17 protein-coding genes are annotated in these 16,750 nt (G+C 73.0%); 6 read left to right on the top strand and 11 right to left on the bottom strand.

Annotated elements, in window-relative coordinates:
• Window positions 1-5: 5 nt before the first annotated feature.
• The 3 genes from Prubr_RS21595 to Prubr_RS21605 are packed head-to-tail and all read left to right on the top strand — an operon-like array spanning window position 6 to window position 2,383.
• Entirely contained in the window at window positions 6-950 is a 945-nt protein-coding gene (locus tag Prubr_RS21595; protein WP_246569007.1) for an acyl-CoA dehydrogenase family protein, read from the top strand.
• A complete protein-coding gene (locus tag Prubr_RS21600) occupies window positions 947-1,723 on the top strand; it encodes an SDR family NAD(P)-dependent oxidoreductase (RefSeq protein WP_246567451.1) in 777 nt (258 codons plus the stop codon). Before Prubr_RS21595 ends, Prubr_RS21600 begins: the two co-directional genes overlap by 4 nt.
• 33 nt (window positions 1,724-1,756) lie before the next feature.
• Complete coding sequence (locus tag Prubr_RS21605) at window positions 1,757-2,383, top strand: GntR family transcriptional regulator (protein ID WP_212816727.1); 627 nt, start codon at window positions 1,757-1,759, stop codon at window positions 2,381-2,383.
• Between the two features lie 54 nt (window positions 2,384-2,437).
• Here Prubr_RS21605 and Prubr_RS21610 read toward each other — a convergent pair whose 3' ends face one another.
• The 3 genes from Prubr_RS21610 to Prubr_RS21620 all read right to left on the bottom strand — a co-directional run bounded on the left by Prubr_RS21610 (window position 2,438) and on the right by Prubr_RS21620 (window position 4,901).
• Entirely contained in the window at window positions 2,438-3,031 is a 594-nt protein-coding gene (locus Prubr_RS21610) for an NUDIX hydrolase (RefSeq protein ID WP_212816728.1), read from the bottom strand.
• A 101-nt stretch (window positions 3,032-3,132) separates the two neighbouring features.
• Entirely contained in the window at window positions 3,133-3,780 is a 648-nt protein-coding gene (locus Prubr_RS21615; protein WP_212816729.1) for a response regulator, read from the bottom strand.
• A complete protein-coding gene (locus Prubr_RS21620; RefSeq protein ID WP_212816730.1) occupies window positions 3,777-4,901 on the bottom strand; it encodes a sensor histidine kinase in 1,125 nt (374 codons plus the stop codon). Before Prubr_RS21620 ends, Prubr_RS21615 begins: the two co-directional genes overlap by 4 nt.
• Window positions 4,902-5,039: 138 nt before the next feature.
• On the opposite strand from Prubr_RS21620, the gene Prubr_RS21625 reads away from it, so the two are divergent.
• Window positions 5,040-5,972, top strand: a complete 933-nt coding sequence (locus tag Prubr_RS21625) for an ABC transporter ATP-binding protein (RefSeq protein WP_212816731.1) — start codon at window positions 5,040-5,042, stop codon at window positions 5,970-5,972.
• Window positions 5,969-6,748, top strand: coding sequence for an ABC transporter permease (locus tag Prubr_RS21630; protein ID WP_212816732.1), 780 nt, complete (start codon window positions 5,969-5,971; stop codon window positions 6,746-6,748). Before Prubr_RS21625 ends, Prubr_RS21630 begins: the two co-directional genes overlap by 4 nt.
• A gap of 2 nt (window positions 6,749-6,750) precedes the next feature.
• Here Prubr_RS21630 and Prubr_RS21635 read toward each other — a convergent pair whose 3' ends face one another.
• Complete coding sequence (locus Prubr_RS21635) at window positions 6,751-7,920, bottom strand: M48 family metalloprotease (RefSeq protein WP_212816733.1); 1,170 nt, start codon at window positions 7,918-7,920, stop codon at window positions 6,751-6,753.
• A 122-nt stretch (window positions 7,921-8,042) separates the two neighbouring features.
• Here Prubr_RS21635 and Prubr_RS21640 point away from each other — a divergent pair, with 122 nt between their 5' ends.
• Window positions 8,043-8,480 (top strand): PPC domain-containing DNA-binding protein, encoded by a 438-nt coding sequence (locus Prubr_RS21640; protein WP_212816734.1) that lies wholly within the window; start codon window positions 8,043-8,045, stop codon window positions 8,478-8,480.
• A gap of 68 nt (window positions 8,481-8,548) precedes the next feature.
• On the opposite strand, the gene Prubr_RS21645 is transcribed toward Prubr_RS21640, so the two are convergent.
• The 7 genes from Prubr_RS21645 to Prubr_RS21675 all read right to left on the bottom strand — a co-directional run bounded on the left by Prubr_RS21645 (window position 8,549) and on the right by Prubr_RS21675 (window position 16,742).
• Window positions 8,549-9,004, bottom strand: a complete 456-nt coding sequence (locus Prubr_RS21645; RefSeq protein ID WP_212816735.1) for a hypothetical protein — start codon at window positions 9,002-9,004, stop codon at window positions 8,549-8,551.
• Between the two features lie 91 nt (window positions 9,005-9,095).
• On the bottom strand, window positions 9,096-9,575 hold the full coding sequence (smpB, locus tag Prubr_RS21650; RefSeq protein ID WP_212816736.1) for an SsrA-binding protein SmpB: 480 nt from the start codon (window positions 9,573-9,575) through the stop codon (window positions 9,096-9,098).
• A gap of 694 nt (window positions 9,576-10,269) precedes the next feature.
• Window positions 10,270-11,445, bottom strand: a complete 1,176-nt coding sequence (locus Prubr_RS21655; protein WP_212816737.1) for a vWA domain-containing protein — start codon at window positions 11,443-11,445, stop codon at window positions 10,270-10,272.
• Entirely contained in the window at window positions 11,442-12,617 is a 1,176-nt protein-coding gene (locus Prubr_RS21660; RefSeq protein ID WP_212816738.1) for an AAA family ATPase, read from the bottom strand. The genes Prubr_RS21655 and Prubr_RS21660 overlap by 4 nt, the downstream gene beginning before the upstream one ends.
• Entirely contained in the window at window positions 12,614-14,269 is a 1,656-nt protein-coding gene (locus Prubr_RS21665; protein WP_212816739.1) for an ankyrin repeat domain-containing protein, read from the bottom strand. Before Prubr_RS21665 ends, Prubr_RS21660 begins: the two co-directional genes overlap by 4 nt.
• Window positions 14,266-15,402 (bottom strand): leucine-rich repeat domain-containing protein, encoded by a 1,137-nt coding sequence (locus tag Prubr_RS21670; RefSeq protein ID WP_246567454.1) that lies wholly within the window; start codon window positions 15,400-15,402, stop codon window positions 14,266-14,268. Before Prubr_RS21670 ends, Prubr_RS21665 begins: the two co-directional genes overlap by 4 nt.
• The gene (locus Prubr_RS21675) at window positions 15,399-16,742 is read right to left on the bottom strand and encodes an SDR family NAD(P)-dependent oxidoreductase (RefSeq protein WP_212816740.1); all 1,344 of its coding nucleotides are present in this window, start codon (window positions 16,740-16,742) and stop codon (window positions 15,399-15,401) included. The genes Prubr_RS21670 and Prubr_RS21675 overlap by 4 nt, the downstream gene beginning before the upstream one ends.
• Between the last annotated feature and the right edge of the window lie 8 nt (window positions 16,743-16,750).

Raw genomic sequence — 16,750 nt, forward strand, 5'->3', positions numbered from 1 at the left:
CCGGGATGCGGGCCGTCGCGGAGGCGGCCGTACAGGTGCTGTCCGCGCAGGTCGCCGCGTACCGCGACGATCCGGCCGCCGAGATGGCCGCCATGTGGCGGACCACCGGCGAGCAGGGCTGGCACCTGCTCGCCGTACCGGAGACCGCCGGCGGCATGGGCGGCGACCTCGCCGATCTCGCCGCGGTGGTCCGGGCGGTCTCCGCCGCCGGGCTGTCGGCGCCGCTGCCGGAACTGCACGCCGGCCTCTTCGGGATGCTGGCCGCCGGACTGGACCCGGCGGCGGCGCTCGACGGCCGGATCGGCGTCGCCCTGCCCCGCGGCGCCGAGATCGCGGTGCCCTGGGGACGGCACCTCGACGCGGCCGTGCTGGCCGGTACGACGTTGCCCTGCGCCGACCTGCGGCCGGCCGTCAACCTGGCACACGAGCCGGTGGACACGTTGGCCGGGGCGGCAGCCGGAACCACCCCGGATCCGGTGGTGAACCGCTGGCGGATCCTGCACGCCGCCCGCCTCGTCGGTGCCGCCGAGGGAGCCGCCCGAAGGACGGCGGCGTACGCCGCGACCCGGGAACAGTTCGGCCGGCCGATCGCCCGGTTCCAGGCGGTGGCCGCCCTTGTCGCGGAAGCCCACGCCCAGGCGGTGCTGGCGGCGGCGGCCCTGGACGCCGCGCTCGTGGCGGCCGACGACGACCCGGTCACGGTGCCGGCCGGGCTGGCCACCGCGGCCCGTGCCGCCGGGGTGGTGGCCCGCTGCGCCCACCAGGTGCACGGCGCGATCGGCGTCACCCGGGAGTTGGGGCTGGAACGCCTCACCCGCCGGCTCTGGGCCTGGCGGGACCTGCCGACCGAGCACGAACTGGAAGCCGGGATCGGGCGGGCGGTGCGGGCCGGCGGCGAGCCGCTGGCCTGGTCGGCCGGCCCGGAATTCGATGTGGGGAGCAGCGGATGAGCGACGGACTGGCCGGAAAGGTCGCGGTGGTCACGGGGGCCGGTGCCGGCATCGGGCTGGCGGTGGCCCGGTCGCTGGCGGATGCCGGCTGCCGGGTGGTGATGGCCGACCTCGACCCGTCGGCCTGCGCCGACGTCACCGAAGCCGGCGTTTCGGTCGCCGTCGACCTCGGCACACCCGACGGGGTGGCCGCCCTCGTCGAGACGGCGACCACCCGGTTCGGCGGTGTCGACGTACTGGTCAACAACGTCGCCCTCGCCCCGTACCGCGACACGTTCACCGCCGTCGACGACGCGGCCTGGCAGCGCAGCTGGGACGTCAACGTCATGTCCTGTGTCCGGCTGTGCCGGGCGGTCATCCCGCTGATGGCGGCCCGCGGCGGCGGCAGCGTCGTCAACATCGGGTCGGAGGCGGCCCGGCACCCCAAGCCCTACCTGGTCGACTACTCGGTCACCAAGGCCGCGCTGCTCAGCCTGGCCAAGGCCCTGTCGATCGAGTACGGGCCGAAGGGCGTACGGGTCAACACCGTCGCACCCGGCCCGACCCGTACGTCCACGATGGACTCGTTTCTTGCCGCGCTGGCCGACCGGCTGTCGATCGACATCGACGCCGCCGCCGACCACTTCGTCAACGAGATGCGGAAACTGCCGCTGGGCCGGATGAACCGGCCCGAGGACGTGGCACAGGTGGTGCTCTTCCTGGCCGGTGACCGGTCCCGCCAGGTGACGGGCGCGGAGTACGCCGTGAATGCGGGCGGAACGGCGTCGGTGTAGGGGTTACTCTTCGACGGCGACGGAAGGTGGAACATGGCACGCGCCTCGCAGAAGACATACGAGTCGATCAAGAATCTGATCCTCGACAACACGTACGGCCCCGGCGCGAAACTCTCCGAGGAGGACCTCGCGACGGCCGTCGGGGTGAGCCGTACCCCGGTCCGCGAGGCGCTGCGCCGGCTGCACGCCGAAGGACTCATCGACTGGGAGGCCAACCGTGGCGCGACCGTCGCCGCGTGGAGCGACCAGGACCTCGAGGAGATCTTCGAGCTGCGCGCCCTGTTGGAGGGGTACGGCGCCGAACTGGCCGCCACCCGGATCACCCGGGAGGAGATCGCCCAACTGCGGGAGCTCAGCGCCGAGATGGAGCGCCACGCGGCCAACCACGACGCCGACCGGATCGCGGTGTGCAACGCGGAGTTCCACGCGATCATCCTGCGGGCCGGCCGCAACCGGCGGCTCAGCGCACTGCTCGGCGCGGTGGTGCAGACCCCGCTGGTCAACCGGACGTTCCAGCGCTACGACGAGGCCGCGATGGCGCGCAGCATGGCCCACCACCGCGAGCTGGTCGACGCGTTCGAGGCCGGCGACCGGGCCTGGGCCGGCTCGGTGATGCGGGCCCACATCCTGGCCGCCCGGGCCACCCTCGGGATCACCTGACCCCGGTCCCACGGACCCGGCGGGCGGGCACCACCCGCCCCGGGCCGGCGCCGGTCAGTAGACCGGGACGCCGATCAGGTTGACCCGCAGGTGCACCAGGACGGCGTGGTACCAGTTCGTGTCGCGGTCGTGCTGCAACTGCTGGATCTGCTGCCAGTCCATCGGATCGGTCACGTCCCAGGTGAACGAGTACTGCAGTTCGTTCGACGGCGGCGCGGCCGGGAACCGGGCGTGGATGCCGGCGTAGTTGTTGATCGTGCGGTTCCGGATGGCGGCGGCGGCCTGCTCGCCGGCCGGCAGGGTCACCGTGGCGATCCGCATCGCCAGGGTGTCGAATTCGGCGGCGCCGACCCGGAAGTAGCCCGCCCCGTACGCGCCGAACGAGTGCTGGGCGACCTGGACGGTGGGGACGGCGGTGGCGATGTCGACCCCGGTCTCCTCCCGGAACTCGCGGTGCGCCGCGGCGGCGATGGACTCGCCCGGGTCGATCTTGCCGCCGGGGAGCGCGGTCTTGCCAGCCCCGTTCAGCACCTGCCCGGCCGTCTTGACCCGCCCGACGCCGTGCTCGAAGAAGAAGTAACCCAGGTCGAACTTCCTTGCGATCAGGACCCGTCCCGAGGGCTCGTACAGGACCGCGTAGCTCTGCATTTCGTTTCCCCTTCCGTGGGATCGTCTGCAGAGCTGACGGCCGGGCCGGGGCCGCTGATACCGGCCCCGGCGGTCGGCTCGCCGACAGTGCCGGGCCGCCCCTACTTCAGCAGTCCGTGTTGCAGGGCGAGCAGTACGGCGTTGGTGCGGTCCCGGGCGCCGAGCTTGAGCAGCAGGCTGGAGACGTGGTTCTTCACCGTGCCCTCGGCGAGGAACAGCGCCTCGGCGATCTCCTTGTTGGCGTAGCCACTGGCGAGCAGCCGCAGCACGTCGAGTTCGCGGTCGGTCAGTTCGCGTACCGGCGCCGGATCGTCGCGGGCGACGACCGTGTTGCCCTGGATCGCGCGCAGCAGCCGGTCGGTGATCGCCGGTTGCACCAGCGTGCCGCCGCCGGCCAGGGTACGGACCGCGCCGACGAGTTGTTCGAGGGTGACGTCCTTGAGCAGGTAGCCCCTGGCGCCGGCCCGGAGCGCCTGGAGGACGAGCTCGTCGTCGTCGAAGGTGGTCAGCACCAGGACCGGCACGTCGATCCCACGGTCGCGTAGCGCCCGCAGGGTCCAGATGCCGTCGTACCCGGGCATCCGCAGGTCGAGCAGGACGACGTCCGGCGGGTCCCGCTCGATCGCGGCCAGCGCGGTGCTGCCGTCGTCGGCCTCGGCGACGACCTCGATGCCGGCGGCGAGGCCGAGCAGGCTGCGGATGCCCTGCCGGACCAGGTTCTGGTCGTCGACGAGACACACCCGGATCATGGGGCGGGCACCTCCGCGACGACCTTGAAGCCACGGTCGGCGGAGAACCGGGCCCGGCCGCCGAGTTCGGTGACCCGTTCGACGATGCCGCGCAGGCCGTTGCCGACCACGATCCGATCGGCGCCGCGACCGTCGTCCCAGGCGGTGAAGGTGACGCCGCCGTCGTCGGCCGCGGTGATCTCGATCCACATCTGGCTCGCCTCCGAGTGCCGGATCGTGTTCGTGACGACCTCCTGAACGCACCGGATCAGCGCCGTCGTACGCCCCTCGTCGACCTGTACGGCGTCGTCGATGCGCAGGTGCACCGCCGGTTCGGGCAGCTCCGCGACGATGTGTTCGAGGGTGTGCCGCAGGTCCGGGGCCCGGTGCCGCAGCTCGCCGACCGTGGTCCGTACGTCGGCGAGCAGTTCGCGGGCGACCCGGGCGGCGCGGGTGACGTGCTCGCTGGCCGGCGGGGTGCTCTGGTGGGAGGCGATCTCCAGCTCGAGGGTGAGCACGGTGAGCTGGTGGCCGATCAGGTCGTGCAGTTCGCGGGCGATCCGCAGCCGCTCGTCGGCCCGGCTGGACTCGGCCAGCAGCGCGCCGGCCGCCCGCAGTTCGGTGTGGGCGGCCGCCAGCTTGCGGCGGGTCTGGATCTCCCGCAGGTGGGCCTTGGTGCCGAGCGTGGTGCCGAGCTGGAGCAGCAGGTAGATCAGCGCCGTCCCCAGGACCGCCGCGAGGGGCGCGGTGGTCAACACGGCCGCCGCCGCCGCGACGGCCGTGTTGGCCACGATGACGCCGGCCGTGACCTGCCACGGGACCAGGTAGACGCTGAGGGCCGCGGTGAACACCAGCACGATCGGGATGAAGCCGGCCCGGGGCGCCAGCAGGACCACGGTCGCACCCAGCACGACCTGTGCCGCGAAGACCGCGTGGAGGATCCGCCGCGGCAGAAGGTCGACCAGCCAGGCGCAGGCCGTCCACGCGACGACGTAGGCGCCGAAGCACAGCCACCACACCCAGCCCGGCCCGACCGTGACGTCGCCGCCCTGCAGTTGGGCGACCAGCACCGACAGGCTCACGGCGGCACACAGCAGGGTGCCGAGGATCCCCGCCCACAGATCTGGCTCGAACCGTTTCATCATCGTCCAGCGTATGCGCTGGTGAACGGCACAGGCCCTGCCAAAGGTCATGGGTGTCGGTCATGACTTCCGGCACGCGCGGCCGGTGCGCCCCGGCACCTAGCGTCGATGTACCGCCATCAACCGGAGAGGGCCAGCGTGCCAGCCATCGAGGTTCGTAATCTACACAAACGGTACGGGCAGGTCGTCGCCGTCGACGACGTCAGCCTCTCCGTCGACGAGGGCGAGATCGTCGGCGTACTCGGCCGCAACGGCGCCGGCAAGACGACGACCGTCGAAGCGATCGCCGGCCTGCGCCGACCCGACCGGGGCACCGTACGGGTCCTTGGGCTCGACCCGCACCGCGACCGGGCCCGGGTCCGCCAGGTGCTCGGCGTACAGCTGCAGTCCAGCGCCCTGCACAGCGCGCTGACCGTACGCGAACTCGTCGGCCTGTACCGCAGCTTCTACGCCACCGGCGCCGACCCGGACAAGCTGATCGAGGCCGTCGGGCTCACCGGCAGCCGCGGAATCCGGTTCGAGAAACTCTCCGGCGGCCAGCAGCAGCGACTGTCGATCGCGCTCGCCCTGGTCGGCAACCCCCGGGTGGCGCTGCTCGACGAACTCACCACCGGCCTGGACCCCGAAGCGCGCCGGCACATCTGGGCGATGGTCGAGGACCTGCGCGCCGACGGTGTCACCGTCCTGCTCGTCAGCCACCTCATGGAGGAGGTCGAACGGCTCTGCGACCGGGTCGCGCTGATCGACCACGGCCGGGTCGTCGCCGTCGACACCCCGGTCGGGCTCGTTGCCCGCGCCGGCCTGGCCCAGCGGGTACGGTTCCGGGCCGCCGGCCGGTTCGACCCCGCCCTCCTCGACCGGCTGCCGGAGGTCACCGGGGTCGACGTCGCCGGCGACCAGGTGACCGTCACCGGCGACGGGGACCTGCTGCACAACGTCAGCACCGCCCTCGTCCACGCCGGCGTCGTCGCCACCGAGACCCGCCTCGAACGCGCCACCCTCGACGACGCCTTCCTGGCCCTCACCGGCCGCCCGTTCGAAGCGGGCGCCGAAACACGGGAGAACGCATGACCGCCCAAACGGACATTGCCGTGCACCGGCCCGGTCCCCGGGCCTGGCTGGCCCTGATCCGCGCCGAGACCAAGTCGGTCGTACGCGACACCGCCGGCCTGCTCATCCCGATCGGCCTGCCGCTGCTGATCCTCGTCATGAACGGCCTCGGCGCCAGCACCGAGGAACTGCCCGGTCTCGACGGCCTAACCGCCCTCGACGTGTACGTCATCCCGATCGTCATCGCCATCGTCGTCGCGACGATCGGGGTGGTGAACATGCCCAGCTTCCTCGCCTACTACCGGCGTACCGGGGTGCTGCGGCGCCTGGCCGTCACCCCCGCCCACCCGGCGATGGTGCTGGCCGCCCAGGTCGTGACGAGCATCGTCCAGACCACGGTCGGCATCGTGCTCGCGCTGACCGTCGCGATGCTGGCGTTCGGCGCCAACCCGCCGCGCAACCCCGGCATGGCCCTGGGCGTCGTCGTCCTGGCGGCGCTGGCCATGTACGCCGTCGGCGTCTTCATCGCCGCGATCGCACCCACCGGCAACGCCGCGGTCGCGATCGGCCTGGTGCTCTTCTTCGGCATGGGCGCCACCGGCGGCATGTTCGGGCCGGTCGTCAACCTGCCCGACGTCGTCGCCCGCGTCGGCGAGGTGCTGCCGTTCGGTGCCGTCACCGCGGCGGTCGGCGACGCCTGGGCCGGCCAGACCCCGGAGCCGCTGCACCTGATCAGCCTCGTCGCCGCCATCGTGCTCAGCGGCCTGGGCGCCGCCCGCTTCTTCCGCTGGGAGTAGGGCTAACCCAGCAGACCCCGGACAGCGGTCGGGTCGACACCGGTACCCAGCACCTCGTACCCGTCGACCCGCCGCCCGTCCGGGGCGACCAGCACACCCCGTACCGCCGGATGCTCCAGCCGCCACCCGCGACGCAGCAGGTGGTCCTCGAGCAGCCACATCTGCGGTTCGTCCGGGCCGGCGTCCCCGGTCACCTCCGCCACCGGTACGCCGAAGACCAGCGCCGTCAGCTCCCGGGCCCGGCTCCGCAGCACCTCGATCGTCTCGACGTCGTCGACCGGCTCCCGGCCGAGCAGCGTGACCACGTCGGCGCGCACCCCCTTGGCATACTTCGCCGCGCGCCGCCGCCACCAGGACGCCGGCGCATCCTGGAAGGTCGTCCACCGTACGATCTTCAGCGGGTCGATCGCCCGCAGTTCGCGGACCAGCCGGCGCTGCTCGCGTACGGTCAGCGGGCTCACCGGCACCGGCCGGGCCGCCTCGGCCAGTGGCAGCGGCCCCGCACCCAGCGCCGTCATCGTCTCGGCGAGCCGGGGATGGACCGTCGCCTGCAGTGCCGCCGCGTCCGCGTCCCACAGCGACTCGGCCACCCCGCGCCGCACCGTCCGCCGCCAGCCGTCGTCCAGGTCGCTGATCCCGGCCTCGAAGAGCCGCAACGCGTACGGCGGGACGCCGGATTCAACCATGAAGGTGACGTACTCGTCCTGAACCAGACCGGCCAGCGCGAACGCCCGCGCCGCCGGCTCACGGCCACCGGCGGCGGTGATCGCCGCACCGTCGGCGCCGTGCTGGACCTCGGCGGCGAGCGGGTCGAGTTTGCGGCGGGTCGCCCGCGCCCGGCGTCGGGCCCGACCGTCCTCGTACTCCTCGTCGAGAACCGCCTGCGAGCGGCGGGCGAGCGTCCTGATGACCTGCCGGGCGTCGGGCCGGTGCAACAGGGTGAGTTCGTGGCCGACCAGGGCCCGCACCTCGGCCACGTTCAGGCAGGCGAGCAGCGGCAGCCCGATGCTCAGCTGGCGGGTACGCCGCGCGTCGAACCCGGCAGCGATCTCCGGTTCCAGGGTCAGCCGCGCCGGGGTGTCCGGCGGCAGGTCGAGCCAGCGGGCCACCTCGGTGACCAGTTGGCGCAGCGCCGGCTGGGACGCCTCGGTGATCGGAACCCCTGAGACCATCCGAGCATTCTGGCCGTGGCCCGTACGCCCGGACAAGATCTTTCCGGCCGGCATCCGGTTTGCCCGTTGGCGGGCCGGGTAGCCGGTTGGATCTGGGCCGCCGCACCGACCGGAGGACGCCGATGAGACTGCGTGAGATGCGCCACCAGACCAGCCGGGTCCTGGTCGTCGTCTGCGACAAGGGGGAGGAGCCGGTCGAGGTGATCGGTCGTGCCCTCGCCGACCAGGGCATCCGCGCCGCCCAGGTGACCGGTGTCGGCGGGTTCGCCAGTGCCGAGGTCGGCTATCTCGAACACGACGGCCGGGGCGAATACCTGCGCATCCCGGTGCGGGAACAGGTCGAGGTGCTGTCGCTGCTCGGCGACGTCGCAGAGCAGGACGGCGAGCCGGCCCTGCACGTGCACACCGTGCTCGGGCGGCGCGACGGCAGCACGGTCGGCGGCCACCTGCTCAAGGCCGAGGTCTGGCCCACCCTCGAGGTGATCGTCACCGAGGTCGCGCCGGAACTGGCCAAGCGGTACGACCCGGCGACCGGCATGGCCCTGATCTCCGCCGGTTGACGGCCCCTAAAGGCAGGTCCAGCAGTAGAGCCGCTCGCCGTTGTCGCGGGCCCGGCGCGCCAGCCCGGTCAGCTCGGTGACGAGCTCGACCAGGTATTCGGGGTCGACGGGACCGAAGTCGGCGAGTTCCTCGGTCCGCCCCACGCGACGGCGATCTCGGAATACCGGTCGTCGTCGAGTTCGGCGAGGGTGTCACGTGCCGACTCGTCGAGTTCGAAGAGCCACGGTCCGGTCGCCCACGGGGCGTCCGGTGGCAGCGCCCGCGCCTCCTCGGCGTTGCGCGGCACCTCGTCCGGTGACGGCCACACCAACTCGTCCCCGATCACGTCGGTCGTCCACGGCACGTCCCGGATCAGCGCGACCAACTCGCCGAGGACGACGTCCGGATCGATCCCCTTGGTGCCCACGCCGTCGAACCCCGGCCGCCCGTTGCCGTCCGGTGCCAGTGGCCCGCCCAGCACCTCCATCGCCCGTAGCGCGGTGGCCGCGTCCGGCGCGCGGAAATAGTCGTGCAGAACACCCATGGCAGGCTCCGATCCGTCCAGTGCCCACCGATCGGGCACCGCGATTACACCAGCCACGTCCGACAGTGCGCCGCCCGCCGGGCGGTGCGTCTCAGCGGATGCCCTTGAGGTGGCGGCCGAGGTGGCGGGCGATCTCCCGGTTGGCGTCGCGTTCGGCCAGGGCCTGCCGTTTGTCGTACTCCTTCTTGCCGCGCGCCAGGCCCAGCTCGACCTTTGCCCAGCCGTTGTCGAAGTACATCGACAGCGGCACCAGCGTGGTCCCGCCGCCGTCGCGAAGCTTCTCCAGGATCCGGTCGATCTCCACCCGGTGCAGGAGCAGTTTCCGGGTCCGGCGCGGTGCGTGGTTGGTCCACGAGCCGAAGCCGTACTCGGCGATGTGCAGCCCGTACAGCAGGATCTCGCGGTCGCGTTCCTGCGCGAACGCGTCGACCAGCGACACCCGGCCGGCCCGCAGCGACTTGACCTCGGTGCCGGCGAGCACGATTCCGGCCTCGTACGTCTTCAGGATCGTGTAGTCGTGCCGCGCCTTCTTGTTCGAGGCGATGACCTTGCGTCCGGTCTCCTTGGCCATGGCTACCCCCTCTCGACGCCGCCGACAGCGAAGATACTCCCCGTGCGTGGCGGTGGGTGGTGACCCGAGCGCCAGTGGGTCATCCGGGCGGCATGACCCCGCCATGCTCAGTTCGTCGGGAGGATCCCCGCTGAGCGACAAGCCAGCGCGGCTATATGTCGGTACTGCGCACTTTTCGACCTAGCGGAGTCGGCGGTACTGATGTTGATCTGGGCGGGAGGAACCTTATCCGGTCGAGATAAGGTTCCTCCCGCCCAGATCAAGACGACCCACCCGCACCTTGATGGTGACGTGCCCGATGTCGGGCGATGAACCGTCACTCCGCAAGGGGCTGGGCGGTCACCGTCGATGATGGACGCATTGGCGGCGGGCCCGAGAGCGATCCGAGCTGCCCGAGGTGCGGCCAGACTGCCGGAGGTCGATGTGGGTGTCGTGGAAATGGCGCTGTTCCGGGTGGCCGGGGTGGCCGTGGCGCCGACGATCTCGGCGGCCGTCGGGTCAGGCGCCAGGTCGACGAGGTCGTCGACGCGGGGTACGAACGACTGCTTCCCCTGGTGCGCAATCGCGGCTCGCCTGGTGGCTGACGGTCGACGGCCGGGTCGAGATGACCCGGGACGAGGCACTGAGCCAGCTCACCGAGCGCCTCGCCGTGATGCGTCAGGTCAGCGCGACCGGCCTTACGCATCTTCGACTGTCAGTCGTCGATGTGGATGCTGGTTATCCACGACGGGGGTTCGGGTGCGTCGGCGCCGATCAGGCCGGCGATGATCCGGGTCGACTCCAGCGGCTCACCGGGCCACGGGGTGCCGCCGTCGGTCAGCACGATGACGAAGTGCGGGCGTACCTTCAACGCGGCCTCGACCCCGACCCGCATGTCGGTGCCGCCACCTCCCGCGAGCTGCACCTGGCTGGCGGTGTGGACCTGCTGCACCACGTGCACGGCCGCGTCGCAGGACAGCACCGTGACCCGGTTGCCGCCGATGCCGACCGCGCGCAGCACCCCGGACACCTCGCTCAGCGCGGCCGCCAGCTGCTCGTCGCCCATCGACCCGGACGTGTCGACGACGATCGCGACGCGGGGGATGGGCTGGCGCAGGCTGGGCAGCACCACGCCGCGCAGTGCCGCCGACCGCCGGGACGGCCGGTGGTAGGTGTAGTCGACCGCGCCGCTGGCCCAGGCGGCGGCCTCGCGTACGGCGCCGGTGAGGGCCCGGCGCCAGTCGACCCGCGGTTCGAGGATCTCGGCCGCCCACCGGCCCCAGCCGGCCGGTACGGAGCCGCGGCCGTGGCCGCGGGTGTGGTTGCGGATCGAGTTGGCGGTGTCCCGGCGGATGGCGCCGGCCTCGACGTCGCTGACCCCGCGCCCGCCGCCGATCGCCGTCTCCCACGGCCGGTCGACGCCGTGCGCGCCGGACCCGCAGTCGTGGCCTTTGACGCTGGGCGGGAGCGTCTTCAGGTACTGCTCGAACAGTTGGCCGTTCGGCAGCCCGTACGTCTTCGGTTCGATCCGGTCGGCCGGCAGCGGGAGGCGGTCGGCGACCAGGTCGTCGTTGATCTCGCAGTCCTGCGCGACGTTGACCCGGTAGTGGTCGTGCCGCTCGCCGGCCGGTAGCCGGTCGGCCCGTCCGTGGTGGTCGCGTAGCAGGTGGGCGACCTCGTGGATCCAGACGGCGGCGAGTTGGGGGACCGGCTGCCGTTCGACGAAGTCCGGGGACACGTAGCAGCGCCAGCGGCGGTCGACGCCCATCGTCGGCACCTGGTCGGAGGCGACGACGGTGATGCTGAACAGCGCCGTGGCCAGGTAGGGCCGGTCCTGGGCGGCCCGGAACCGGGCGGCGAGCAGTTTCGTCCGGTCGAGGGGACCGGTCATCCGGCGAGGCGCCCGGAGAGCATCAGCACCTCGGCGAACGCGTCGATGGCCGGTGGCACCGGCCACGACCTGTCGCGCAGCGCGGCGAGGTCCATCGCGGCCCGGGCCGCGACGTCGGGTACGCCGGCCTGCACCGCCTTCTCCAGTACGACCCAGCCGGCCTCCCACCGCTGCCGGTCCACCTTGGACTGCACGGCGGAGATGACGGCGGTGAGGAAGGCGAGCTGCCGGTCGCCGCGCTCGGGGAGCTGGAACGCCTCCGGGTTGGCGAGCACCCGTTCCGGGTCGGGCAGGTCGAGGTTGTCGAGGTAGGTGACGAATTCCAGGCCGGCACCGTCACCGATCGCCCCGACCACGGCGAGTGCCAGCACGTCCGGGGCGGTGCCGGCGCTGTGGTGGAACGTGAGCAGCCGCAGCACCATCTCCCAGGTGCGCGGTGACGGCCACGCGCCGCCGCGGGCCTCGGTGTCGGCCGGCAGGTGGTGGGTGAGGCCGGGCCGGGCGGTGAGGAAGCCGGCGACCGCACCGCGCGCCTTCGCCAGCGCGGTCGTGGCACGTCGCGGGTCGACGGCCGGCACCGTCACCGCCGGCCAGGTGCCGGCGAGACCGCGGGCGACGGTACGGGCGTCGTGGGTCCAGTGCAGGTGGACGAACCGGTTCGCCAGCGGCGGGCTGAGGTGCCAGCCGTCGGCGGCGCTGGTCGGCGGATTCGCCGCGGCGACGATCCGTACGGCCGGCGGCAGTTGCAGGCTGCCGACCCGACGTTCGAGCACCACCCGCAGCAGCGCCGCCTGGACCGCCGGCGGCGCCGACGACAACTCGTCGAAGAAGACCAGTCCGGATCCGGTACGGGCCAGCCGTACCGCCCAGTCCGGCGGGGCCATCGGCACGCCGTCGGTGGCCGGCGAGTCTCCGACGATCGGCAGCCCGGCGAAGTCGGACGGCTCGTGGACGCTCGCGATGACCGTCTCCATCGGCGTACCGAGGCCGTCGGCGAGCTGCTGCAACGTCGCGGACTTGCCGATGCCGGGCTCGCCCCACAGCAGCACCGGCAGGTTGGCCGAGACGGCGAGCGCGAGTGCCGCCACCCTGGGGTCCTGGGCCGGCTCGGTGCGCCAGGCCCGGGTGGCGGCGATCAGCGTGTCGGCGGCGGCGAGCGCCTGGTCGGTCACCGGTCTTCCCACCCGTCGATCAGCTTGCGGATGGCGGTCATCGGATGGGGCTCGTCGTCGTCCTCGTGCAGCTCGGACTTGTATTCGGCGATCTCGGCGGCGGTCATGTCCCTGCCGTTCAGGTGCGGGTCGGCACCGGCCTCGAGTAGTGCGCGCACCTGTTCGACGGTGCCGCCGTCGCCGACGGTGACGTGCAGGGCGGTGCGACCCCGGCGGTTGGTGGCGTCGACCGGCAGCCCGGCGTCGACGAGGCGCCGGACCAGGGCGGGATCGTCCATCGCCCGCGTGTGGTGCAGCAGGGTGCCGCCGCGCCCGTCGACCATCCGCGGGTCGAGGCCGGCGTCGAGCAGTTCGGCCAGGGCGGCCGAGCCGCCGTGCTGGACGCGTTGCAGCACGTGGCGGCGCAGTTCGCGGAGCGGCCGGGGGAGCCGGTCGGTGGAGCCGTGCCACGCCTCGACGACGGCGAAGCAGCCGGAGACCTGCCCGCCGAGCGTACGGAGCATCCGCTCGCGGCTGACCTCTTCCGGGCTGTGTGACACCGGGGTGAGTCGGCCGTCGGCGTGCACGACGGTGTGCCACGCGCCCCGGCACCGTACGGGCACGCTCACCCTCAGGTCGGTGTCCGTCGAAGGCGCGGTCGGAGCGGGGCTGCCCGGGAACAGCGCCCGCCGCACCAGCGGGTGCAGGGCGGCGGGCTCGATCCAACCGGCGCGGACCAGCTCGAGGTCGGCCGGCCGGGTGTGCACCAGCGACACCAACTGGGGCACTTGCCAGCTCTTCGGGTCGTAGCCGATCATCCGCACGGACGGGCGGCCGTCGGCATTGCGGCTCACCCGGGCGATCGGTCCCCAGTGGCCCGAGATCTTCGCCTCGTCCACACCGTGACGCGCGTGCAGCCGGGCCATCTCGGCGGCGATGCCGCGCGCGACGATCGAGTTGCCCATCGTGGAGAGCCTGACCGAACGGCGGTCCGGCTCGGTCGGGTCGAGGTCGACACCGCCGACCGCCCACGCACCGACGATGTCGCCGTCGACCAGGCGGCGGTCGTACACCTCCCACCGGCTCGCCGGGTCGTTGGGCACGACCTCGGTCGCGTACGCCTCGAACGGGCGTGCCGCGCCGTCGGGTTCGAAGCCGGGCAGCCGGTCGGCGGACCCGCCGTAGGCCGCGGCGAGCCCGCCGACGTGGGCCGCGCTCCAGAAGACCGGCGGCAGGTCGATCAGGCCCTGGTCGCCGCCGATCCGGGTCTTCCCGACGGTGAGCCGCAGCCGTTGGGAGCCGTCGACGGTCTTCGGTGTGGTCAGCACCAGGCCGACGTCGTCGGCGCCGATCCGGCCGTCCCGCACCGACAGCAGATAGGTCTCGTGGGTGGCGATGCCGGTGCGCCCGCCGAGCACCCGGGGCAGGTGCCAGCGCAGCAGATCAGGGGCGAACACGGCGAGGTCGGCCTCGATCAGGTCGGCCTGCCGGTCGCCGTGCTCCCGGCGTACGTCGGCGAGGTCGAAGGCGACGTCGATCCGGCCCGCCACGCACGTGGCGCGCCAGTCGCCGGCCTCCCGGGCGGCGGTGCACGCCTCGATCATCGCCGCCGGTACGGCGTACCGGCGGACGCGTCGCCAGACGGCGAGTTCGGGGATGCCGGGCGTGATCACCGGTAGACGCTCGCGATCGCCCGGATGTCCGGGTGCGCTTCGGTCACCGGCCGGTCGGCGACCATCGCCGCCGCCTGCCGGCGCATCCGGCGCGGGACACCGCCGTTGATGCCGAGGTATTCCAGGGTCGGATGCCCGTCGAGGGCGGCGACGAGCAGCCGGGCGCCCCGCCCACCGATCTCGGTGCGGCGGACGTCCAGCCGGCGCAGCCGGGCCGTCGGCAGCGCCCGTGCGAGTACGGCCGCACCCTCGTCGCCGACCCGGTTGCCGTGTGCGCCCAGCGCCCGCTCGGACGGCGGCCGGGCGAGATCCAGCGCCTGCCACGCCGCCAGGTGCCGGGCCACTGCCGTCACCCCGGCCGGGGTCAGCCCGTTGCCGCCCAGGCCGAGCGTCATCGGCACCCCGTCGGCGGCGACGGCGAGCGCCTCGGCCCCGGTGTCGCCGAGGTGGTTGGCGGCCAGGTACAGCTCGCGGATGCCGGCCTCGTGGATGAGCGTACGCAGGGTCGGCACCACCTCCGGGCCGAAGCCGTTGCCGCCGAGGAACAGCCGTTGGAGCTTCTGCCGCCGGCCGGCGAGCGCCTCGGCCAGCGTGGCCAGCCCGCGCCCGCTCATGCCGACGTTGACCAGGTCGAGGGTGCGCAGCGTGGTGTTGACGGCGAGGGCGGCGGCCAGCCGTGCGACGCCCTCGTCACCGATCGGATTGCGCTTGAGCCACAGTGCCCGCATCGTGTCGTCGCCCTCGATCCGGTCGGCGAGCGCGTCGACCCCGGCCGGGTCGATCCGGTTGCAGCCCAGGTAGAGCGTTTCCAGGCCGTGCCCGGGACGCAGCGCGTCGGCGACCGCCCGGGCCCCGTCGCCGCCGAGCCCGTTCGTGCCGAGCAGCAGGTGTCGGACCAGCGGGGAGTCGACCGCGGCGGCGACGATCCGGCCGGTCTGCGCCGGCCCGACACCCTGCTTGCACAGGTCGAGCCGGCCGTCGGTCTGCACCGTCCCGCGTGGGAACACCTCGGCGTCGTGGACCGCGTCCACGGCCGCCAGCCGGGTCAGCAGCGGGTCGAAGTCGCTCGGATCGGCGAGCCCGGCCTCCGGGTGGGTGATGGCCGGGCAGCGTACCGGGGTCGGGTCGGTCACCAGGGCACACTCCGGTAGTCCTTGAGGAACTGGCCACTGACCGGCGCCCCGAGTGCGCCCCGCACGACCGGGTCGTAGACCCGGGCGGCACCGTCGATCACGTCCAGCGGCGGCCGGAAACCGTGGTCCCGCTCGGCGGTCTTGCTCGGGTGCGGACGTTCGTCGGTGACCCAGCCGGTGTCGACACTGTTCATGTGGATGCCGTCGGTCAGGTAGTCGTCGGCGACGGTGCGGACCAGCATGTTCAGCGAAGCCTTCGCCATGTTGGTGTGCGGGTGCCGGGTCGTCTTGCCGGGCCGGGAGTAGCTGCCCTCCATCGCGGACACCTGCACGACGTGCCGCTGCGGGTGGGGGCCGGCCGCCATCAGCGGACGCAGCCGGGAGGTGAGCAGGAAGGGCGCGAACGCGTTGACGACGTGCACCTGCAACCACTCCTGCGGGGTCACGTCGGCGTCGCGCAGCACCCACGAGTTGACGTCGCGCAGGTCGAGCGGCTGGCCGGTCTCGTCGACCCGGCCGGCCGGGAAGAACGCGTCGAGCGCCGCCGGCAGGCCGGCAACGGCATCGGCGGTGGCCGGGCCGCCACCGATCGCGATCCGGGCTGCCGGCCCGTCGAGCGCCACCGCCTCGCCCGCACGGACCTCCCGGTGGTAGGCGGGCGGCCGGTGCAGCGTCTGCGCGGCGTTGTTGACCAGGATGTCCAGCCCGCTGAACCGCCGGCCGACCAGCGCGACGAAGTCGAGCACCGCCGGCAGGTCGAGCAGGTCGACGCCGTGCACGTAGAGCCGGTCGGCCCAGTCGGCGAAGTCGGCGACGGCCGCGTAGCGGCGGGCGGCGTCGCGCGGGAACCGGGTCGTCACGATGACGTCGGCGCCGTCGCGGAGCAGCTTCAACACGGTGTGGAAGCCGATCTTCACCCGGCCGCCGGTGACCACCGCGGTACGGCCGGACAGGTCACAGCGGGCGTGCCGGCGCAGCCGGTTCTCCGCCGCGCAGTCCGGGCACATCAGGTGGTAGTCGGCGTCCACCTCGCGATAGGCCGACTTGCACACGTAACAGTTGCGGGCCCGGACGAGGGTGCCGCCGCCGGCCCCGGCGGGTGCCTCGACCGGCCCGGTGTCGGGAATCTCGGTGTGGAAGCGGGTCGCGCTCGCCAGCACCGCCAGGTCGGCCGCGCGGGTCCGCACGTCGCGGCGGGACTTCGCCCGCTTCTTCACACCCCGGGCCGCGGCGACCACCGCCCGCTCCAACTGCTGGCGGGTCGGGTCGTCGAGACCGTCGTCGTCGAGACGCGCGAGCACGGCCAGGCAGGCCGCCAACTCGGCGCGGTCGACGGACACGGTGCCTC

This window comes from Polymorphospora rubra, from assembly GCF_018324255.1.
Lineage (GTDB): Bacteria > Actinomycetota > Actinomycetes > Mycobacteriales > Micromonosporaceae > Polymorphospora > Polymorphospora rubra.